19 protein-coding genes and 3 pseudogenes are annotated in these 21,564 nt (G+C 65.7%); 18 read left to right on the top strand and 4 right to left on the bottom strand.

The features are described from left to right. The first annotated feature begins 132 nt into the window (after positions 1-132). From OKW29_RS05090 to OKW29_RS05135, 10 genes are all read left to right on the top strand, one after another. A complete protein-coding gene (locus tag OKW29_RS05090) occupies positions 133-1,428 on the top strand; it encodes an MFS transporter (protein WP_429290212.1) in 1,296 nt (431 codons plus the stop codon). Between the two features lie 262 nt (positions 1,429-1,690). Continuing rightward, complete coding sequence (locus OKW29_RS05095) at positions 1,691-2,554, top strand: ABC transporter permease (RefSeq protein ID WP_429290213.1); 864 nt, start codon at positions 1,691-1,693, stop codon at positions 2,552-2,554. 2 nt (positions 2,555-2,556) lie between these two features. Then, on the top strand, positions 2,557-3,609 hold the full coding sequence (locus OKW29_RS05100) for an ABC transporter ATP-binding protein (protein ID WP_429290214.1): 1,053 nt from the start codon (positions 2,557-2,559) through the stop codon (positions 3,607-3,609). Between the two features lie 11 nt (positions 3,610-3,620). Then, positions 3,621-4,682, top strand: coding sequence for an extracellular solute-binding protein (locus OKW29_RS05105; RefSeq protein ID WP_090810835.1), 1,062 nt, complete (start codon positions 3,621-3,623; stop codon positions 4,680-4,682). A 3-nt stretch (positions 4,683-4,685) separates the two neighbouring features. Beyond that, positions 4,686-5,573, top strand: coding sequence for an ABC transporter permease (locus tag OKW29_RS05110; protein ID WP_429290215.1), 888 nt, complete (start codon positions 4,686-4,688; stop codon positions 5,571-5,573). Between the two features lie 73 nt (positions 5,574-5,646). After that, positions 5,647-6,837 (top strand): M24 family metallopeptidase, encoded by a 1,191-nt coding sequence (locus tag OKW29_RS05115; RefSeq protein ID WP_429290216.1) that lies wholly within the window; start codon positions 5,647-5,649, stop codon positions 6,835-6,837. A gap of 66 nt (positions 6,838-6,903) precedes the next feature. Next, positions 6,904-8,151, top strand: coding sequence for a metal-dependent hydrolase family protein (locus OKW29_RS05120; RefSeq protein ID WP_090810841.1), 1,248 nt, complete (start codon positions 6,904-6,906; stop codon positions 8,149-8,151). A gap of 74 nt (positions 8,152-8,225) precedes the next feature. Then, positions 8,226-9,146: a LysR substrate-binding domain-containing protein gene (locus OKW29_RS05125; protein ID WP_429290217.1), complete on the top strand. Its 921-nt coding sequence runs from the start codon at positions 8,226-8,228 to the stop codon at positions 9,144-9,146. Positions 9,147-9,273: 127 nt separating this feature from the next. Further along, entirely contained in the window at positions 9,274-10,338 is a 1,065-nt protein-coding gene (locus tag OKW29_RS05130; protein WP_429290218.1) for an ABC transporter substrate-binding protein, read from the top strand. Positions 10,339-10,385: 47 nt separating this feature from the next. After that, complete coding sequence (locus OKW29_RS05135) at positions 10,386-11,363, top strand: N(4)-(beta-N-acetylglucosaminyl)-L-asparaginase (RefSeq protein WP_429290219.1); 978 nt, start codon at positions 10,386-10,388, stop codon at positions 11,361-11,363. Between the two features lie 44 nt (positions 11,364-11,407). Here OKW29_RS05135 and OKW29_RS05140 read toward each other — a convergent pair whose 3' ends face one another. Continuing rightward, entirely contained in the window at positions 11,408-12,118 is a 711-nt protein-coding gene (locus OKW29_RS05140) for a FadR/GntR family transcriptional regulator (protein WP_429290220.1), read from the bottom strand. A gap of 333 nt (positions 12,119-12,451) precedes the next feature. On the opposite strand from OKW29_RS05140, the pseudogene OKW29_RS05145 reads away from it, so the two are divergent. The 5 genes and pseudogenes from OKW29_RS05145 to OKW29_RS05165 form a co-directional block, all read left to right on the top strand. Next, a pseudogene (locus OKW29_RS05145) lies at positions 12,452-12,607 on the top strand (mannitol dehydrogenase family protein); the annotation flags it as partial. 144 nt (positions 12,608-12,751) lie between these two features. Beyond that, entirely contained in the window at positions 12,752-14,041 is a 1,290-nt protein-coding gene (locus OKW29_RS05150; RefSeq protein ID WP_429290221.1) for an MFS transporter, read from the top strand. Between the two features lie 48 nt (positions 14,042-14,089). Further along, positions 14,090-15,637, top strand: coding sequence for a UxaA family hydrolase (locus OKW29_RS05155; protein WP_429290222.1), 1,548 nt, complete (start codon positions 14,090-14,092; stop codon positions 15,635-15,637). Between the two features lie 146 nt (positions 15,638-15,783). Beyond that, on the top strand, positions 15,784-17,202 hold the full coding sequence (locus tag OKW29_RS05160) for an FAD-binding oxidoreductase (RefSeq protein ID WP_429290223.1): 1,419 nt from the start codon (positions 15,784-15,786) through the stop codon (positions 17,200-17,202). A 55-nt stretch (positions 17,203-17,257) separates the two neighbouring features. Beyond that, a pseudogene (locus tag OKW29_RS05165) lies at positions 17,258-17,377 on the top strand (RNA polymerase sigma factor); the annotation flags it as partial. 49 nt (positions 17,378-17,426) lie between these two features. Here the strand turns inward: OKW29_RS05165 and OKW29_RS05170 are convergent. Continuing rightward, complete coding sequence (locus tag OKW29_RS05170) at positions 17,427-17,801, bottom strand: DUF3564 domain-containing protein (protein ID WP_429290224.1); 375 nt, start codon at positions 17,799-17,801, stop codon at positions 17,427-17,429. Between the two features lie 342 nt (positions 17,802-18,143). Here OKW29_RS05170 and OKW29_RS05175 point away from each other — a divergent pair, with 342 nt between their 5' ends. The 3 genes from OKW29_RS05175 (at position 18,144) to OKW29_RS05185 (ending at position 20,813) form a co-directional block, all read left to right on the top strand. Then, complete coding sequence (locus OKW29_RS05175) at positions 18,144-19,133, top strand: zinc-dependent alcohol dehydrogenase family protein (RefSeq protein WP_429290225.1); 990 nt, start codon at positions 18,144-18,146, stop codon at positions 19,131-19,133. 157 nt (positions 19,134-19,290) lie between these two features. Next, positions 19,291-20,292, top strand: coding sequence for a universal stress protein (locus tag OKW29_RS05180; protein ID WP_429290226.1), 1,002 nt, complete (start codon positions 19,291-19,293; stop codon positions 20,290-20,292). 50 nt (positions 20,293-20,342) lie between these two features. Then, positions 20,343-20,813 carry a universal stress protein gene (locus OKW29_RS05185; protein WP_429290227.1) on the top strand — a complete coding sequence of 157 codons (471 nt, stop codon included), beginning with the start codon at positions 20,343-20,345 and terminating at the stop codon, positions 20,811-20,813. Positions 20,814-20,846: 33 nt separating this feature from the next. Here the strand turns inward: OKW29_RS05185 and OKW29_RS05190 are convergent, their stop codons facing one another. Further along, on the bottom strand, positions 20,847-21,143 hold the full coding sequence (locus OKW29_RS05190; RefSeq protein ID WP_429290228.1) for an ATP-binding protein: 297 nt from the start codon (positions 21,141-21,143) through the stop codon (positions 20,847-20,849). A gap of 79 nt (positions 21,144-21,222) precedes the next feature. Further along, positions 21,223-21,444: pseudogene (locus tag OKW29_RS05195) on the bottom strand (helix-turn-helix domain-containing protein); the annotation flags it as partial. Between the last annotated feature and the right edge of the window lie 120 nt (positions 21,445-21,564).

The raw sequence follows: 21,564 nt of genomic DNA on the forward strand, positions 1-21,564 counted from the left end.
AGCCAGGCCCGCGGGTTCCGAAGAGGTAGTAGCGATACCAGGATGATGGGTTGACTGCCTGGCGGCGGCGCAGCCCGTTACGATGCTTTGGATAGCTCGAACAGACCCTGGTCACCCTGGAAAACCTCGAAGATGAATCGCAAGCTCGACGTACCATCGGCCGAACCGGTGCCGCCGCAGGCGCAGGCCACGGCGACAGCCAAGGCCGCCCCGCCGGCCGGCGATGAAGCCGCCGCGCATTGGCAGCGCAATCTGTGCGTGTGCGTGTTCGGCTCGTTTACGACCATCGTCGCGATGACGCTGCTGCTGCCGTTCCTGCCGCTCTATGTCGAGCAGCTCGGCGTAAAGGGTCATGCGGCGATCGTGCAGTGGTCCGGCGCCGCGTTCGGCGCGACCTTCTTCAGCGCCGCGCTCGTCGCGCCCCTGTGGGGCAAGCTCGCGGACCTCTACGGCCGCAAGCTGATGCTGATCCGCTCGAGCCTCGGCATGGCGGTCGCGATGTCGCTGATCGGCATGGCGCACTCGGCGTGGCAGCTGGTCGCGTTGCGGCTGCTCGCCGGGTTGCTCGGCGGCTATGCGTCGGGCTCGATGATGCTCGTCGCGACGCAGACGCCGAAGGCGCGTTCGGGCTGGGCGCTCGGCGTGCTGTCGTCGGGGATCATGGCGGGCAATCTGGTCGGCCCGCTGATCGGCGGCTTCCTGCCGCCGTTGATCGGCATCCGCGCGACCTTTTGGGCCTCGGGCGCGGCGATCTTCGTCGCCTTTCTCGCGACGGCGTTTCTGATTCGCGAAATGCCGGTTAGCAAGCGCGCGGACAGCGCGCCGAAGCAGGGCGCGTGGGCCTCGGTTGACGACAAGGGGCCGGCCATCGCGATGCTTGCCACGGGTCTGCTGCTGATGGTCGCGAATATGTCGATCGAGCCGATCATCACCGTCTATGTCGCCCAGCTCACGAAGCCTCAAAGCGTGACGATGGTCGCGGGCTTCGTGATGTCGGGCGCGGCGCTCGGCAGCGTGATCTCGTCGTCGCGTCTCGGCAAGTTCGCCGATCGCGCCGGGCACTGGAATGTGATCGTCGGCTGCCTCGCCGTATCGGCGGTGTTGCTCGTTCCGCAGGCGTTCGTCACCGCGAGCTGGCAGCTGGTCGTGCTGCGTTTCCTGATGGGCATGGCACTGGGCGGCCTGTTGCCGTGCATCGCGAGCGTGATCCGCCATAACGTGCCGGCGAGCGTGACGGGCGCGATCCTTGGGTACTCGGTGTCGTCGCAATACGCGGGGCAGGTGGCCGGCCCGTTGCTGGGCGGTTTCGTCGGCGGACACGTCGGCATGCGCGCGGTGTTTCTCGGCACCAGCGTGCTGATGGCGCTCGGCGCGCTCGCGAACTGGCGCGTGAAGTCGGGCAGGGCACGGGCAGCGGTGGCGCGCTGATACAAGCCACCTCGACGGTCAACACGTTTGCCATTCCGGCGCAAACACCTTTCCGCTGGGCGACCAGCGCCCGCGTAAACCCCAGCGCGCGTCTAGCCAGAACCCGCTTTGCTCCTTTTTTTATTCATGCTACTGTGAATCGCAGTTCGTCCGGTTATGCAAATTTACATTGTGACCAGCCGAGGCGAAGCGGGGGGGGGCCTGACGTCGCCACTCCGCCGGACACACCCCAACGTGTAATCCCGACCAAGGAGAAAGCGCGGTGACGCAGGTTCCGATCGACGGTAGCAGCATCGTTTCCGCGCGCGCTTTGTCCCACCCACGTCTGTCCCCGGTGAAATGGTTCGTCAGGGCGGGCGTCGCGCTCATCTATCTGTTCATGCTGAGCCCGCTGATCTTCGTGATCTGGCTGAGCTTCTTCAAGGACGCGATCATCACGTTCCCGCCGTCCGGCTACACGCTGTCGTGGTACGTCAACGCATGGCGTAACGACGCGTTCGCGCATGGTTTCGTGCTGTCGCTGAAGCTCGCGGCCGGCGCGGCGATCGGCGGCGTGGTGCTCGGTGTCGCCGCCTCGCTCGCGCTTGCGCGCTACCGGTTTGCTGGGCGTCGCCTCGTCAGCAACACGCTGCTGCTGCCACTAGTCGTGCCTGGTATCGTCGCCGGCATTGCGACCTATCTGTTCTACCTGCGCGCCGAGAATGCGCTCGACACCGACATCGTCGGCACATTCGGCGGCCTGCTGCTCGCGCATGTCTGCCTGACGATCCCGTGGACGATCCGGCTCGTCACAGCGAGCCTGGGCCAGCTCGACACCACCATCGAGGAGGCGGCGCGCAATCTCGGCGCCGGTGCGTGGCGCACGCTGTGGCGCGTCACGTTGCCGATGCTGCGGCCGGCGATCGTCGCGTCCACGCTGTTCGGCTTCATCGTCTCGTTCGAGAACCTCGAGATGACCTTGCCGCTTGTCGGCCCCGGCAAGACGACGTTGCCGATCGCAATCATGCAGTACCTCGAATTCAATCTCGACCCAACCATTGCGGCGGTATCGGCCGCGCAGATCGGGCTGCTTGGCATCGTGATGCTGATCACCGATCGTTTCGTGAAGCTCGGCAAGGTGATCTGATCATGGCTCAGGTATCCCTGCGCAATCTGCGCAAGCAGTACGGTGCGACGACCGCGGTCGCCGACGTGTCGTTCGATATCGCCGAGGGCGAGCTGGTCGCGTTCCTCGGCCCGAGCGGCTGCGGCAAGACGACGACGCTGCGCATGGTCGCGGGCTTCGTCGAGCCGAGCGACGGCGAAATCTGGATCGGCAACACCGAGGTCACGCGGCTCGCACCCGACAAGCGCAATACCGGCATGGTGTTTCAGCGCTATGCGTTGTTTCCGCACATGACCGTCGCGCAGAACGTCGCGTTCGGTCTGGAAATGCGGCGTGTACCGAAGGCGGAGCGCGACACGCGCATTCGCGAGGCGCTCGACATGGTGCGGCTGAGCTCGCTCGCCGAACGCTATCCCCGGCAGTTGTCCGGCGGCCAGCAGCAGCGCGTCGCGATTGCGCGCGCCCTCGCGATCCGGCCCGACGTATTTCTGCTCGACGAGCCGTTGTCGAACCTCGACGCGAAGCTGCGCGTCGAGGTTCGAGAAGAAATTCGCGCGCTCCAGCAGCGTCTCGGTCTCACGACGATCTTTGTCACGCACGATCAGGAGGAAGCACTTGCGATGGCGGACCGCGTGGCCGTCATGCACGACGGACGCGTGCAGCAGATCGGCAGCGCGGACGCGTTGTACGAGCGGCCCGCCAATCCGTTCGTCGCGAGCTTCCTGGGCCGCATGAATTTCCTCGCGGGCCACGTCGACAACGGCCAGTTCATCACGGCGAACGGCGAAAAGATCACGGTCAACGCCGCCGCGCGCAATGCCAACACGCTCGGCATCCGACCCGAGCGCCTGCGTCTCGCCGCGGCGCCCGAGCACAGCGAAGTGTCGATCCCGGTCCGGCTGGCCGACCGGATCTATCTCGGCGCGACCGTCGAATTGCGCCTCATGAGCGAGCGCGGCCAGAGCCTCGTCGCGCTCGTGCCGAACACCGCGCACGCCGGTGCCGGCGCATGGTCGCCGGGCGACACGCTGCACGCGTGCTTCAGAACCGAAGATTGCCTGCTTTTTTCCGCCTGAAGGACCATAAAATGAGCTATCCCATCACGCGCCGCACGTTTCTGAAAGCTGCTTCCGGTCTGCTCGTCGCTCCGTCGCTCGGTTTCGATCCGCGTACGGCGCTGGCGGCCGACGCTTGCCCCAACGTCGTCGTCGGCACGTGGGGCGGCGATTATCTGAATCTGCTCGAACAGAACATCGGCAAGCCGATCATCGAGGCCGCTGGCGGTCGCGTCACGTACGACTCGGCGGATCAGATCGGCCGCATGACGAAGCTGCGCGCGGAGAAGATGTCGCGTCACGGTTCGCTCGACGTCGCCTGTCTCGCCGACATCGACATGTTCGACGTCAACCGTTCTGGGGTGCTCGAACCGCTCGACACGAAACTGGTGCCGAACTCGGCGCGCACGATCGAAGCGCTGCGCCGCCCGTATTCGATTCCGCACATCTTCAGTGCGATGGTGATCGTCTACAACCCGGAGAAGTTTCAGGCGAAGCCCGATTCGCTCGCGGTCGCGCTCGATCCGAAACTGAAGGGACGGGTGGGTTTTTCCGACATTCTGTACAACTTCAACGTGCTGCAGTCTTCGCTCGCGGCGGGCCAGCACAATGGCGACACGGCGGCCGGTATCCAGTTTCTGCGCGAGGTGCGCAAGCAGCAGCCGAAGGTCTATCCGTCGAACGAAACGGTCGCGGCGGCGCTGAAAAGCGGCGAAATCTGGATGACCTGCATGTGGAAAGCGCGCGCGCTGCAGTGGAAAAAAGGCGGCGTGCCGGTCGACTACGCATTCCCGAAAGAGGGCGGCGTGCCGGTCACGTTCGAGGCCGCCGTGCCGAAGAACGCGCCGACGCGTGCGTGCGGCTTCAACTATCTGAACGCGATGCTCGATCCGCGCGCGCAGGTCGGCTTCGCCGAGACGATGGGCTATGCGCCGACCGTCACCGACGCGGCCTTGCCGCCGACGCTGCAACAGAGCGTCGGCTTCACGAATGCCGAACTCGATCGCCTCGTGAAAGTCGACTACGCGCGTTTCACCGCGGAAAAACCGGCGCTGCTCGACTTCTGGAACAAGGAATTCAAGCCGGGACTTTGAACCATGACGACGAGCGCACTGAACGCCGCGCCGCGGCGCCGCGACTTCGCCGGGGGCCTGCTCGCTGCGCCCGCCGTGTTGGTCGTGCTATTCGTGATCGTGCTGCCGGGCGCGCAACTGGTGCGCTACAGCTTCAATCATTTCGACTCGGTCCAGATGATGCAGGCGGCGTTCACGCTCGAGAACTACGTCCAGTTTCTGACCGATCCGTACTACCACGCGGTGCTGTGGACCACGATCAAGGTGGCCGCGCTGTGCACGGCGCTGTCGCTCGTACTCGGTTTTCCGGTCGCCTATGTGCTTGCTAAAACACAGAGCCGCTTCAAGAGCCAACTGGTGATGCTGCTGGTGTTTCCGCTGCTGGTCGGCAACGTCGTGCGCGCGGCGGGTTGGATGGTCATGCTCGGCAACGCGGGTTTCATCAATGCGATGCTGATGGCGCTCGGCCTCGTCGATCAACCGGTGCGGCTGCTGTATACGCCGTTCGCGGTGGTGGCCGGCACCACCGCCGTGGTTCTTCCGTACATGATCCTGACCTTGCAGAGCGTGCTCGAAGGCCTCGATTTCTCGATCGAGGAAGCCGCGCGCAATCTCGGCGCGAACTTCGCTCAGACGCTCGCGCGCGTCGTGCTGCCGATCGCGGCGCCCGGCGTCGCGGCCGGCACGATGCTCGTGTTCATTCTGTGCATGAACGCATACGCGACACCGGTTCTGCTCGGCGGCACCGGCATCACGATGATGACGCCGGCAATCTACGACCAGATCGCCAAGGCGAACAACTGGCCGTTCGGGGCCGTGCTGTCGATCGTATCGATGATAGTCACGTTTGCGCTGGCGCTGTTGTCGCACTGGATCATCCAGCGGCGCTACGCGAAGACGATGATGACCTGAACTGGCAGGGCGCGCCGCGGGCTGGTGGGTGGGATGCGCCTCTCCTTAATTCTTCTTCCTGAAGGAACGACAGATGCCAATCCTCACCGACAAGACTCGGGCTTACCGTCACGACCTGATGCAAAAACTGATGGAACGTCAGCGAGTCGATGCGCTCATCTTCACGTCCGCCGACTTCTTCCAGTGGGCGACCAATTTCCACGTCGACGTGCAGACCTGGGAGCGGCCGATCGCCGTGTGCGTGCCGCTGTCGGGCGAGCCGTTCGCGATCATGAACGAGCTGTCGACGCATCACGTGATGATGGCGCGCGAGCGCGGACATCTGTGGCTCGACGATATCTCGTTCTACTCCGAGCATCCGCGCGTGGTCGAGCGGCAGCCGCTACTCGCGGAAGTCCCGGAGCTGATCGCCGCGCGTTTGCGTGGCGCCGGACTTGGCGCATCGCGAATCGGCGTCGAAGCCGCCGGCGGTCCGCTCGGCCGCGCGGCGGCGCTGCTGCCAGACGCGAAGTTCCTGCCGATGCTCGCCGAGCTGCGCTCGTTACGCTGGGTCAAGCACCGGGAGGAGATTGCCATCATGCGGGCCGCCGCAAGCCTCGCCGATTGGGTGCAGGACCGCTATCGCGAGAACATTCGGCCCGGACGGCTCGTTCAGGAACTCGACTATCAGATGGCCGCCCTGATGGTGACCGAAGGCGCGCGCCGCTTTCCTGGCGAGAACCTCGAAGTGATGCGTTGCTGGACCTTGTCGGGACCGGCATCGGCGTCGCCGCACGGCGACGGTGCGTCGTGCGGCGCGCAGATCAAGGCGGGCGACGGTCTCGTCAATATCGTGATTCCGCGTTTGAACGGTCTCGTGATCGAGAACGAGCGCACCTGGTTCTGCGGCAAACCGGGCGCCGAGCAGGCGCGTTTTCATGAGGTCGCGCGCGCGGCCAACGAGGCGGCCGTCGCGGCGGCCGTCACGGGTCAGCCGGTTTCGGGTATCGACGCGGCCGCGCAGGCGGTGATCGAGCAGGCCGGCTGCGCGAAGCACATCCGTCATCGCACGGGGCATGGCATGGGCATCATCGGTCACGAGTATCCGGACGACATGGCGTTCAATCACCGCGCGCTGCTGGACAACGAGGTGTACTCGGCGGAGCCCGGCATCTATGTGTACGGCCTCGGCGGTTTCCGGCTCGACGATTCGGTCGTGACCGGCCCGACGCCGGAGCTGCTCACGAAGACCCCGCGCACGCTCGCGCACGCGACCATCGATTGAGTCGCGCAGCGCGCGACACCCTTCAACGTTGGAGATGACCCGGATCTTGTACCGGGAGGAGACCTGATGGAGTCGATTCTGTTCTCGCACTGCGCGCTGCTCGATCCGGCTGCCGGCGAATTGCGTGAGGACCACGCGGTGCTGGTGGAAAACGGACGCATCAAGGAGGTCTCGGACCGGCCGATCCGCAGCGCGTCCGCACGCGAAATCGACCTGCGCGGCAAGACGCTGATGCCTGGCCTGATCGATTTGCACGTGCACGTGCATGCGACGCAGCTCAATCTCGCGGCACAGGTGAACTTGCCGAACGTGCTGGTCACGCTGAAGTCGTTGCCGTTGTTGCAAGGCATGCTTCGGCGTGGCTTCACGACAGTGCGCGATGCGGGCGGCGCGGGCTTCGCGCTCAAACAGGCATTGGAACAGGGGCTCGCCGAAGGTCCGCGCCTGTTCGTGTCGGGCCGCGCGATCAGCCAGACCGGCGGACACGGCGACATGCGCGGCCGTAGCGACTACATCGGCACCGATAGCCCATGCGCGTGTTGCGCGCGGGTCGGCGCGATATCGCGTGTCGCCGACGGCGTCGATGCCGTGCGTCGCGCGGTGCGTGAAGAGCTGCAGATGGGTGCCGATCAGATCAAGATCATGGCCTCGGGCGGCGTCGCCTCGCCCACTGATCCGGTCGGCGCATGGGGCTATTCGGAAGACGAGATCAGGGCGATCGTCCACGAGGCGCGGGCGCGCGGCACCTACGTGCTCGCACACGCGTACACGGCCGAGGCGATCGCGCGCGCGGTACGCTGCGGCGTTCGCACGATCGAGCACGGCAATCTGGTCGACGAAGCGGCTGCGCGGGTGATGGCCGAGCACGGCGCGTTCGCGGTGCCGACGCTCGTCACCTACGACGCGCTCGCGAACGAAGGCGAAGCGCTCGGCCTGCCCGCCGACAGCGTCGCGAAGATCGGGAGCGTGCGCCAGGCGGGCCTGCGTTCGCTCGAAATCTTCCGCGCGGCGGGCGTGCCGATGGGCTTCGGTAGCGATCTGCTCGGCGAATCGCAGCGTCTGCAAAGCGATGAATTCCGCTTGCGCAGCGAAGTGCTGACGCCGCTCGAGATCCTGCGCAGCGCAACGGTGGTCGGCGCGCAGGTGCTCGGCCAGGTCGGGCAGCTCGGGCAGATCACGGCAGGCGCGCACGCCGACATGCTCGTCGTCGACGGCAATCCGCTTGCGTCGCTCGACTGTCTGCTGGGGCAGGGCGAGCGCATTCCGGTCGTGATGAAGGGCGGTAGAATCCATGCCTTTGATTTGCCGGCGTGACATGCGCAGCGCTCCCTTGCAAGCGAGGTTGACAGCGGGGAGCGCCGGCGGCCCATGCAATCCGGAGAGAACGGATGGACTTTCGGCACATCGACGCATTCAGGGCGCTGATGCTCACGCGCACGACGACTCGCGCCGCGCAGGTCATCGGCACTTCGCAGTCGGGCATCAGCCGCCTGATTACCGATCTGGAGCGCTCGACCAGTCTCACGCTGTTCGATCGCAGCCGTGGCCGGCTCGAACCGACCGTCGAAGCCCTGGCGCTGTTCGAGGAAGTCGAGCGGCGCTATGCCGGCCTAGACAACATCCGCGAGTTCGCGCTGAGCTTGCGCAATCCGTCGACCGCGGTGATTCGCGTGGGCTCGGTCGTATCGTTCGGGCTCGGCTACTTCGCGCGCGTCGTGGCGAACTTTCATCGCCGGCATCCGGCCGTGCAGATTGCGTTGACGACCGGGGCATCGTCGCTGATTCGCGATCAGGTGGTGTCGCGTCAACTCGCGCTCGGTCTCGTCACGAATACGGTCGACGTGACCGGCACCGATTCGACCGCCTTCGCGCAGCTCGACGCGATCTGCGCGTTGCCGGCCGGTCATCCGCTGGGCAAGCGCAAGGTCATCAAGGTGGCGGATCTGCGCAATCAGCCGATCGTGTCGTACGATCTGCCGGACCTCGTGCGCTGGGGCATGGATCAGGTGTTCGCGAGCGGTCAGCTGCAATCGCAGGTGGTGGCGACCGCGCCGTACTCGGTCAACATCGCGACGATGGTCAAGGAAGGCCTCGGCATTGGTTTGCTGCATCCGGTGTCGGCGTACGACTTTCTCGACTCGAATCTGATCTTGCGCCGCTTCGAGCACGCAATGCCTTTCTACACGCTGAAGATCACGCCGCATGGCGCCGCGCCGGCTCCGCATCTCGACGAATTGTCGAAGGTGATGGAGGAGACGCTCGAAGAAGTGCTGGCGGCCGTGAATACGCGCTTGACGGCAGCGAGTTGACCGATTGCCGCTTCGCGGCGGCAGCGGCGTTCCCAACCTATCCCATGAAATACCGATCGGGCCACCGAGGCCCCGCGTCGTCCTTTGCGGCTTCTTTTCGAAAACGCATTTCTCCGGGAGCGAGTGTATGAACCACATCAACCAGCCACGCCGCCGTTTTCTTCGATCGACGGGGACGCTCGTCGCCGCCTCCGCGCTGGGTCCGTTCGCGTTGAAAGCCAATGCGGCCGGTGCGTGTTCCGGTCAGGTGGTGGTCGGCACGTGGGGAGGCGACTATCAACGCCTGCTGCAACAGAACATCGATTCGCTGGTGACGCCTACCGGTGATGCGATCACCTATGCGGTCGGCAGTGCGCTCGCGCGGCAGACCACGATGCGTGCCGAAGCACGCGCGCGGCGCAGCACGTTGGATGTCGCGCTGCTGCGCGATAACGACATGTTCCAGATGTACTCCGAAGGCACGACCGCGAAACTCGATGACGCGCTGCTGCCGAACCTTGCCAACGTGATTCCGCAATTTCGTCGCAGCTACGCGGTCCCGCACATCTTCAGCGCGCTCGTGCTCGTCTACGATACCGACAGGGTGCGCACGCGCCCGGACGGTCTCGCCGCGCTGCTGGACCCTCAATTCAAGGGCAAAATCGGCCTGGTCGATGATCAGTATGACTATCTGACGCTCGCGGGCGCGCTTGCATTGGGTGGGCAAGCGGGCGATCTCGCGCTCGGGCAGAAGTATTTGCGCGCGCTGCGCGAGGCATCGCCGCGAGTGTATCCGTCGGTCGATGCACTGGCGTCGGCGCTCAAGAGCGGCGAGATCGTCGTGACCGTCACGTGGAAGGCACGCACGCTGCAGTGGAAAAAGGCGGGCCTCGCGGTCGATTACGTGTTCCCGAAGGAGGGCGCATTACCGGCCACGTTCGAGGCCGCGGTCACCGCGGGCAGTAAATCGTCCGCCTGCGCGTTTCCCTATCTGAATGCGATGCTCGATCCGCGTTCCCAGCGCGCGTTCGCCGAATCGATGGGCTATGCGCCGACGATCGCGAACGCGAACCTGCCGCCGTCGTTGCAACAGGCGGTGGGCTTCTCGGGCAAGGAGCTGGAGCGGATCGTGCCGGTCGACTTCGCGATGCTGATGAAACACAAAACGGAAATGCTCGACTTCTGGAACAAGGACTTCCGCGCTGGACTTTGATTCTGGCGCTGAGGCTCCGCATTATTTTGGCTGCAAGACCTGAACACATGATCATTCTGACCAACAACGAAGGTAAATCCGGCATCGGCTTGACCGCGGAACTGCTGCGCAATGGCGGTGCCGGGCTCGACGCGGTCGAGGCAGGCATCCGGCTCGTCGAAGATGACGAAGAGGTGCGCACGGTTGGGCGTGGCGGCTGGCCGAATCTGCTCGGCGAAGTCGAGCTCGATGCGTCGGTGATGGATGGCTCGACGCTGCGCACTGGAGCGGTGGGCGGTCTGAAGGGCTTCAGGCATCCGGTCAGCGTCGCGCGTGCCGTGATGGAGCGGCTGCCGCACGAGCTGCTGATCGGCGAGGGCGCCGCGCGCTATGCGGCCGAAACGGGTGCGGAGCGCTGCGAGCTGCTCGCCGAACATTCGCGCAAAGCGTACGCGCGCTGGTTCGACGGCGAAGTCAGCGCGACCGACAGGGCCGCGTGGCCGAACGTGCCGCTCGAACGCTATTGCCACGACGCGGTCGATCCGGAGATCGGCAAGGACACGACCGTTTTTCTTGCGCTCGACAGCGCCCGCAATGTCGTGAGCGGCACGAGTACATCGGGATGGGGCTGGAAATATCCGGGCCGTCTCGGCGACAGCCCCGTGATCGGCGCGGGCTCCTATGCCGATAGCCGTTACGGCGCCTGCGCATGCACTGGCGCGGGCGAGATGACGATCCGCGCCGGCACGGCGCGCGCGGTGGTGCTCTACATGAAAATGGGCATGAGCGTCGAGCGCGCGGTCAGCGAAGCGGTCGACGATATGCGCGCGCTCAAGGGCGGCTTGATCAGCCGCGTGACGATCCATGCGATCGATGCCGCGGGCAATCACCGCGTGGTGGCGGTCAATGGCTTGCCGGGCAATCACTACTGGGTGTGGACGCCAGTCATGGCGCAGCCGGAGCGCCGTGCTTGCGAGCTGATCCAGATCTCGGAGGGTGAGCCGCAGAGCAAGCGGATTGCGATGCAGGTTTATACCGACGTGTGAGGGTGACGCGCACTGGTGAATCAGCGGTATTCCCGCAGCGGCACCTAAGACGTCCGCTGCCCCCCCGCAATCACCCGCTCCAACGACAGCTTCAAGTGACGCTGCATCGCCGCCTGCGCCTGAATCGCATCATGCGCCTCCAGCGCTTCGAGAATCACGAGATGTTCGTCGGGCACGGCGCCCCACGTCGTCTCGTTCTCGAAGTGGCCGCGCAGCTTTTCCGACAGCGGACTATGCCGCGCATCGAATAGCGAGCTGACGGTGCGCACGAGCACCTCATTGCCGGACATTTGCGCGATCGCGAGATGGAACGCGCGATCGGCCGCGACCGGAATTCTGCCGGCCTTTACTTCGCGCTCCATCTCGTTGTAGATCGCCCGCAGCATCTTCAGATCTTTCGGTTTGCAGAACGGTGCGACGCTCGCGACGATCGAGCCTTCGATCAGGCAGCGCGCGCCGAGGATGTCGAGCAGGCTATCGCCGAGTTCGGCCTGCGACAGCGACGCATCATTCTGCGCGGACGGCGTCGCGCACAGATAGACGCCCGAGCCCATGCGAATCTCGACGAGCCCTTCCAGTTCCAGCGCGACCAGCGCCTCACGCACCGACGGCCGCGACACGCCGAGCGTCTCCGCCAGCGCGCGCTCGGGCGGCAGGCGGCCGTTCGGCGCGAAGTCCGGCAGAGCGATCAGATTGCGCAATTTTTCGGCGATCTGAAGATAGAGACGGCGAGTGTCGGCAGGTTTGGCGGTCACGAAGCGTTTCCCGGCGATGTAGCTTGTGCAAGCCCGATAAGGCGAGCGCCGATTGTAGATCGAAGCGCCCGGCACGCAAACCGCGCGCCCTCGGCGGCGCGCTGACAGTGTTCGGGGTTTCCCCAACTCCGTGTAAATTGGCTTGACCAGTATCGCACGCGCCGTTATTTTTGCAAATTGGTAAGGCCGGATTGACGCCGCGGAGACGCCAGCCGTGCAGCCCTGCTGGTCGCTCCGCATCCCGATACCCGATCAATTTCTCCATGACGATGAAGACAGTCATTTGCGAACAACCCGGCCAACTCGCGCTCGCCGAACGCGCGAGGCCGGCGGTTCCTCGATCATCGGCTCGCCGACATCGCGCGCAATCACGAGCAAAAGAAAGAGCGGCGTTTCAAGCCGGTGATCGAACTCGCGCCCGAGCTTGGCGTGCGTGTCGAGCAACCGCGTCTAAGCGCGGCGCTTGCCGCGTGCACGCACGACGGCTAACGACGCGGGCCGCAAATCCGCAGTAGATCTGTAGCAGACCCCGGCAGCACACCCCGGCAGCACACCCCGGCAGCACACCGGCGGCCACGAGGCCGCATGGTTCATCCAAATAGAGTAGATGCCAGCCCAGGAGGAGACGGTTTCATGAAGAAGAAGATGCGTTGGGTAGTGATTTTTCTGTGCTTTCTCGCGATCGCGGTGAACTACATCGATCGTGCGAATCTCGCGGTCGCCGCGCCGCAAATCGAAAAGGCGCTCGGCATCGGCCCCGCCGAGATGGGCTTCATTCTGAGCGGATTCTTCTGGACCTACGCGTTGATGCAGATGCCGTTCGGCTGGTTCGTCGATCGTGTCGGCGCGCGCATCGCGTTGCCGCTCGCGGTCGGGTGGTGGTCGGTGTTTACCGCGGCCACCGCGGTCACGACCAGCGTCGCGGGCATGTTCGGCTGCCGCCTGTTGCTCGGCGTCGGCGAGGCGGGCGCGTATCCGTCCTGCACGAAGCTCGTCAGCCAATGGTTCGCGCCCAAGGAGCGCGCGATCGCGACCAGCATCTTCGATAGCGGCTCGCGGGTCGGCTCCGCGCTGTCGATTCCCGTGGTCGCGCTGATCATCGGCACGCTCGGCTGGAAGGCCGCTTTTGTCCTCACCGGCTTGCTCGGCGCGGTGTGGATCGTCGGCTGGTTCGTGATCTATCGGAATCCCGTGCAGGACGCGATGGAGAGCGCGCGCAACGCTGCGCCGGCGGCTCGAGCGAGAGGCGGCCAGGACAACGTGACCTGGGCATCGCTGTTTCGCCATCGCACGCTGTGGGGCATGATGCTCGGCTTCTTCTGCCTGAACTTCGTGATCTACTTCTTCATTACGTGGTTTCCGAGCTATCTCGTGCAGACGCGCGGCTTCTCGCTGAAATCGCTCGGCACGCTCGGCATGATTCCGGCGCTGATCGCGATTCCGGGCGGCTGGCTCGGCGGCTATGTGTCCGACGCGCTGTTCCGGCGCGGCTGGAGCCTGACGGCTGCGCGCAAGACCTGCATGGTCGGCGGCATGCTGGTGTCGTCGGTGATCACGCTGTCGGCGTTCACGGAGAACACGTATCTGATGCTCGCGTTCTTCGGTATCGCCTATGGCAGCCTCGCGTTCGCCGCGGCGAGCATCTGGTCGCTGCCCTGCGACGTCGCGCCGACACCGCGCCATGTCGCGTCGATCGGCGGCATCCAGAACTTTGCGTCGAATCTGGCGGGGATCGTGATCACGACGTTCACCGGCGTGATGGTCGCAATGACGAAGGGCTCGTTCACGATCCCGCTCGTCGTCGCGGGCGGCTTCTGCTTTCTCGGCGCGTTCAGCTATCTTTTCATCGTGGGACGCATCGAGCCGCTGTCGCTGGAATCGGAAAGCCGCGATCTGCCGAAGGGCGCGCGCTCCACGATCTGACGTATTCTGTGTCAACGCATACGGATAACCCTGTTTTCGAGGCTTTTCATGTCGACTCAAGCTAGCGTCGCGTCCGCGATCATCCGCCTGCACCCCGGCGACGACGTCATCATCGCGACCCGGCAGTTGCTGCCGGGCACGCGCATCGAGGCGGAACAACTGGTCGTCGCCGGACTGATTCCACCGGGGCACAAGATCGCGACGCGCAACATCGCGCAAGGCGAGCCGGTCAAGCGCTACAACCAGATCATCGGCGTCGCGCGTGAGGCGATCGCGCGCGGCCAGCATGTTCACACGCACAATCTCGGCATGTCGGAGTTCGCGCGCGAGCACGCGTTCGGCGTCGATGCGCAGCCGACCGTCTACGTCGACGAACCCGCGCATTTCATGGGCATTCGCCGCGACGACGGCCGCATCGCGACGCGCAATTACATCGGCATTCTGACCAGTGTGAACTGCTCGGCGACGGTCGCGCGCGCTATTGCCGATCATTTCCGGCGCGACGTGCGTCCCGACGCGCTCGCCGACTATCCGAACGTCGACGGCGTGATCGCCTTGACGCACGGGCTCGGCTGCGGCATCGACATGCAAGGCGAGGGCATTGCGATCCTGCGTCGCACGCTGGCCGGTTACGCGGTGCATCCGAACTTCGCGTCGGTGCTGTTCGTCGGGCTAGGCTGTGAGACGAATCAGATCGACGGCGTGCTCGCCGCGGGCGGTCTCGACGCCAGCACGACGAAGCTGCGCAGCTTCACGATCCAGGACAGCGGCGGTACGCGCAAGACGATCGAACTCGGTATCGCGATGGTGCGCGAGATGCTCGCCGACGCGAACCGTGTGCAGCGCGTGCCGGTGCCGGCTTCGCATCTATGCGTCGGTCTGCAGTGCGGCGGTTCGGACGGCTACTCTGGCATCTCCGCGAATCCGGCGCTCGGCGCCGCGGTCGATCGGCTCGTGCGGCACGGCGGCACCGCGATCCTGTCGGAGACGCCGGAAATCTACGGCGCCGAGCATCTGCTGACGCGGCGTGCGGTGAGCGCCGCGGTCGGCGACAAGCTGCTCGCGCGCATCGCATGGTGGCAGGACTATTGCGCGCGCAATGGCGGCGCGATGGACAACAACCCATCGGCGGGCAACAAGGCGGGCGGCCTGACGACGATCCTCGAAAAATCGCTCGGCGCGGTCGCGAAGGGCGGCACGACGAATCTGGTCGACGTCTACGAATACGCGCAGCCGATCGCCGCGAAGGGCTTCGTGTTCATGGATTCGCCCGGCTACGATCCGGTGTCGGCGACGGGACAGGTCGCCTCGGGCGCGAACCTGATCTGCTTCACGACCGGGCGCGGCTCCGCCTATGGCTGCGCGCCGTCGCCGTCGTTGAAGCTGGCGACCAACACCGCGTTGTGGGAGCGCCAGCAGGACGACATCGATATCAATTGCGGCGGTGTGATCGACGGCACCGCGAGCATCGACGAACTCGGCGAAGCGATCTTTCGCATGATGCTCGACTGCGCGTCCGGCACGCGCACGAAGAGCGAACTGCACGGCTATGGGCAAAGCGAGTTCGTGCCGTGGCAGGTCGGCGTGGTGACCTGAGCGGGTGCATTGCAGCGACACAGCCGAAAAGCCGAACGGATCACGCACTGGAGGATGCAATTGGAACGCCGCCTTTATTCAGGCTTCAGGCCGCGAGGTGAAGCGCGCGCAGCGGCGCTGCCCGTCTGACGAACTGGAGATACCAGATGCAGCACGAACCGATCTCCGCGACCCAAGGCAACGAAGCCGTCGCCGCGCTGCGCGCGGCGCTCGGCGCTGACATCGTGAGCCTGCCGGCCGAATTTGGGGGGCGGCAGTTCGCGGACTGGAGCGGCACGCCATCGACCGATCCGATCGCGCTGATCCGCCCGCGCACGACCGAAGAGGTCGCCACCGCGCTCAGAATCTGCCATCAATTCCGGCAGCCGGTCGTCACGCAAGGCGGCATGACCGGGCACGCGGGCGGCGCCTGCGTGCTTGGCGGGGAGGTCGCGCTGAGCGTCGAGCGGATGAACGGCGTCATCGACATCGATCCGGTCAGCGCGACGATGACCGTGTTCGCGGGCACACCGCTGCAGGTCGTCCAGGAAGCGGCCGATCACGCAGGCTTCATGTTCGCGCTCGACCTCGGCGCGCGCGGCAGTTGCACGATCGGCGGCAACATCGCGACCAATGCGGGCGGCAATCGCGTGATCCGCTACGGGATGATGCGCGACCAGGTGCTCGACGTCGAAGCGGTGCTCGCCGACGGCAGCGTGATCGGCGGCGAGCGCAAGATGATCAAGAACAATACCGGCTACGACCTGCGCAACCTGCTGACGGGCAGCGAGGGCACGCTCGCGGTCATCACGCGCGCGGTGCTGCGCCTGCGGGCCAAGCCGCGCGCGATCTCGACCGCATGGTGCGGCATGCCGGACTACGCGGCGGTGACCACGCTGCTCGGCCGCGCGCAGGAGCGGCTGCCGGCCGGCGTGTCCGCGTTCGAGGTCATGTGGCCGAGCTATTGCGACTTCGTGCGGCAACGCCTGCCCGAACTGCGTGTGCCGCTCGCGAGCGATCACGCCTACTACGTATTGCTCGAGACTTGCGGCGCGGACCCGGAACGGCAGTCGGCGGCTTTCGAGGAATTCCTCGCCGACATGTTGAACGCCGGCGTGATCGCCGACGCCGCAATCGCGCAATCGGACGCGGACGCCGCGGCGTTCTGGGCGATTCGCGACGCGCCAGCCGAATATCCGCGCCTGATCCCGGGACGCATCTCGTTCGACATCAGCTTCGCGGTCGCGCAGGCGGGCGACGCGGCGCAGCGTTGCGACGAGCGGTTGCGCGCGCGCTGGCCGCAAGCGACGATCCTCGTCTATGGGCATCTCGGCGACGGCAATCTGCACGTAGTGGTGCAAGAACCTGGCTGGACCGACGAGGCCATCGACGACGTCAAGCGCGTCGTCTATGAACTGACGGGGGAAATGGGCGGCTCGGTATCGGCCGAGCATGGGATCGGCGAGGAGAAGCTGGGCGTGCTCGGCCTGTCACGCTCGCCGGCCGAACTCGCCGCGATGAAGGCGATCAAGCTCGCGCTCGATCCGCACAATATCCTGAACCCTGGCAAGGTGATCGCGATGTAGTGTGCGCGGCGCGAATCTGCGTGCGCAGCCAAGGCGCTTTCAGCCGCTCGGGAACGCGCGCAGCATGTTGCGCGAGTCGCTTGCTCAGGCACTCGATCTCGCCGAGCGCGACGTGTTCGAATTCGGCGGGGCGCAGTGCGATCGCATCGTTGCGAGCGTACTCACGGAAATATCCGGCGGCGCGTCATGGCATCGGCGACGCGGTACGCCGGAGCTGTGCCGATTCAGGCGTCTTCGCCGGTTGCGAATACGCCGTTTTCCGGTGCCGTCCGTTCGACGTCGATGCATTGCACGCGCCAGTGCCCGCTCACCAGGATGCGGCCGTGCTCGGCGCACCACTGCACGCGGCCGACCTCGCCTTCGAACGGCCCGTCGAGCTGATTCAGATCGAGCCCCTCGAGCACGCAGACCGGCGCGGAGCTATGCGGCGCGCACACGAGCGTATTGCCGCAATCCATATGCAACGCGCCCCATTCGGGCAACTCGAGCCCGAAATGACCTTCGCGCGACCATTGCCGCGTGTCCTTGTCGAGCCAGAGAATGGCGAAGGCCATCGGGTCGACACGATCGAACGTGTCGAGATGAACAGTCAAACGCATGACATGTCTCCGCAATGTATACAACTGATTCGCATTGCCGGCGCCATCGCGCGTCGGCAGCGGGCCCGCTGCGTGCGCATCGAGGCAACGCCGGCCGTCAGCGCAGACGCCGAGCACACGAGCAGACAGTTTCCGATTTGCGCAATCACGGCACGTACTCCCGTATCAGGAATAAGATCAGTGTACGGGCGGCGAAACCGCCCTCATTGACTTCGATCAAACGGTCTACGGCGCGGGCCGATCGCGCGACACAATGGCGCGCCTACGCTGATGAGAACGGCGCGCGCCTCGCTGTCTGCCATGACAGCAGCTTGTCGCCGCCGAAGTCTGAAGGAGAACCCGATGCGCGCGATGGTGTTCGACGGCAGCTCGGCGACGCTGACCGAGCGGGAAGTGCCTGATCCGCGGCCCGGTGCCGGGGAGATCCTGATCGACGTTCATGCGTGCGGCGTGTGCCGCACGGACCTGCATCTGGTCGACCGCGAGCTCGAGCATCCAAAGCGGCCGGTGATTCCCGGCCACGAAATCGTCGGCGTGGTGGCCGAATTGGGCGCGGGCGTCAGCGGTTTCACGGTGGGCGAGCGGGTCGGCGTGCCGTGGGTCGGGCGCACCTGCGGCCACTGCCGCTACTGTCTGTCCGCCCGCGAAAATCTCTGCGACGACGCTGGCTTCACCGGCTACACGATCGACGGCGGCTACGCCGAGCGCACGGTCGCCGACAGCCGCTACTGCTTTCATCTGCCGCCGCACTACAGCGATATCGAGGCCGCGCCGCTGCTGTGCGCGGGTCTGATCGGCTATCGCACGTTGAGCATGGCGGGCGACGCCGAACGGATCGGCATCTACGGTTTCGGCGCGGCCGCGCATCTCGTCGCGCAGGTGGCGCGTCACCAGCAGCGCACCGTCTATGCGTTCACGCGTCCCGGCGACCACGCGGCCCGGCAACTCGCGCTGCGCCTCGGCGCGGCATGGGCCGGCGGCAGCGACGAGGCACCGCCCGGCGAACTCGACGCCGCGCTGCTGTTCGCGCCGGTCGGCGCACTGGTGCCGCTGGCGTTGCAGGCGGTCGCGAAAGGCGGTGTGGTGGTGTGCGGCGGCATTCATATGAGCGACATTCCGTCGTTCCCGTACGCGTTTCTGTGGGGCGAGCGGCGCGTGGTGTCGGTCGCGAACCTGACCCGCGACGATGGGCTTCAGTTCATGCGCAGCGCCGCCGAGATGCAGCTCGCGATCGAGACCACGACTTACGCGTTGCGCGACGCGAACCGCGCGCTCGACGATCTGCGCAACGGCAACCTGACCGGCGCGGCCGTGCTCGCGGTCCGCCCGTGATCCGCTAGCGAGCCGTTGGCGCTTGATACAGATCAAGCCGCGCGCCGCGTCGGCGTTCATCATGTAAGCGCGAACCGCTGGCGTCCCGTCACGGGCCGAGGTGTGAAGCGACGCGGTCGGCGCGCCGCCTCGCGGTGCGACGATCCGAGGAGAGCCGATGAACACTGCTGCCGAGCGCAACACCTTCCACCGCGTGATGATCGCGTCCGCGGGCGGCAGCGGACTGCCGCTCGGCACGCGCGTCGCCCGGCAGTTGGTCGCGGCGGATGCGCGCTTTCGTCTCGTCGATATCGTTTGTAATCCTGCCGCGCTTTATCCGACGCTGATGCTCAGCTATCCGGACTGGTGCGAGGCGCATCGCGCGATGCTGCACGGCGCGCAGGCCGCGCTGCGCGACGCGGTGATCGCGTTGCACGGCGTCGTCGCGGCGACCGACGCCGAGATCGTCGATCTCACCGCGCTGCATCAGGGCGCGGCCGAAGCGCTCGCCCACACGGCGACGCAATGGGACGCGGATCTGGTCGCGGTGGCCGCGCATCCGCGTGAACATCGCTGGGACAGCCGTATCGATCCCGAGGAACTGGTCGCGTCGATCGGGCGTCCGGTGCTGTACATGCCGGCGAGGTCGACCGACGCGAGCGATGCCTCGGCGGTGAGCCGCGTGCTGGTCGCGATCGATGGCAGCGACACCGCGCTCGACGCGCTGCGCACCGCGCTCGCGGTAGCGCCGCCCGACGCGCGCATCAAGGTCGTCTACGCGGCCGACGACCGCTTCGCGTGGTGCGAATGGTTACCGTTCGAAGTCGTGTCGCAGCATCGAATCGATGTCTTGCGGCGCGGCGCGGCGATGCTCGAACAAAGCCGGCGCGCGGCCGAAACCGCGTTGCTCGAGTTCGACGATGCTTCCGGCGATGCGTCGAGCGCGATTCTCGACGAAGCGCAACGCTGGCACGCGGACCTGATCGTGATGGGTTCGCACGGCATGCGCGGCGCGCCGCACCCGTTGCCGGGGCACGTGACGTCGCGCACGCTGCGCGACGCGGCGTGTCCCGTGCTCGTGTGTCCGCGCGGCGCGTCGTCGTTGCGGGCGGACGACGTGCCGCACGCCGAGTGGCGGGAGCCGTATCTGGGCAGTCCGGGCGGGCCCTTTTATCTGTAGCAGGAGCGCGCCACGCGCGTTGACAAATCCAACCTCAGTGGAGAATCGGCATGTACCAACATATCCTCGTCGCGCTAGACGGCAGTACTTTCTCGAAACGCGCACTGAAAGAAGCGGTGAATCTCGCCGCGTTGACGAAGGGCGTCGTGCATCCGGTTTATGTGGTCGACAAGACGCCGCTCTTTTCCTATGCCAGCTATTACGACCCGCTCACGCTCGTCGAAGCCTTGCGCCAGGACGGCCAATCGGTGCTGGAGGAGGCCGAACAGGCCTGCGCCGCCGCCGATGTGCCTTGCCGCCCTGAAATGATCGAGTCGGAGAGCCTGTCCGACGACGTCGCCGCGATCGTGCTGCGCCACGGCGAGCAGATCCACGCCGATCTGCTTGTGCTGGGCACGCATGGGCGACGCGGCGTGCGGCGCCTCGTGATCGGCAGCGTGGCGGAGCGGGTGCTGCGTTTCTCGACCTGTCCGGTACTGCTCATGCGCGAGCAAAGCACCGAGGATGAGCCTGCAGAGTAACCCGCGACAGCGGGGCGCGGCAGCGCGTGAACATTACGCGAGTGCGTCGGCCGGTGTCTGGATCGAGATCCTGAAGCCATGGCCCGGCGAGCTGGTGAACGACACGTTGCCGCGCAACTGCCGCACGCGTTCGCGAATGCCGAGCAAACCGAATGAATCTGTTCCCTGCGACCGATCCAGCGCGACACCCACGCCGTCATCCTCGATATCGAGCGATACGATGGGGCCCGCGCAGGTCATGTCGATGCGTACGCGGCTGGCCTTGGCGTGCCGCTTGACAGACCCATCGCTCCTCCGGGCGGTCACGCAAGGTCGCGCACCGTAACGCACCGAGTTATATCAGTTCGGGAGCGCTTGTTCCACCCGGCATGTCCCGCGAACGAACGTGAGGCGAGCGTCGCGTCGGCGTTCAAACCCGAGCCGGTCCTTCCGCGTCTTCGATGCGGATCGTTTTGCCGTTCGCCTTGACGAGGCGCTCGCGCTGGAACTTCGAGAACATCCGGCTCACCGTTTCGAGCTTCATGCCCAGAAAGCAGCCGATTTCCTCGCGGGTCATGCGCAAATGAAACTCCGCAGCGGAAAAGCCGCGCGCCTTGAAGCGCTTCGACAGATTCAGCAGAAACGTCGCGACGTGCGAGAGGCGATGATTGCGCCTTTTCCCGGAATCTACGACAACGTTTAGCTATAGACTGGATCGGGTGAGTTGGCGCCCGCTGGGGCAGGTGCGCGGCCAGCGTCCGCTATCCGCGCC

Source organism: Paraburkholderia sp. CI3 (assembly GCF_050436505.1).
In the GTDB taxonomy this organism is placed as follows: Bacteria; Pseudomonadota; Gammaproteobacteria; order Burkholderiales; family Burkholderiaceae; genus Paraburkholderia; species Paraburkholderia tuberum.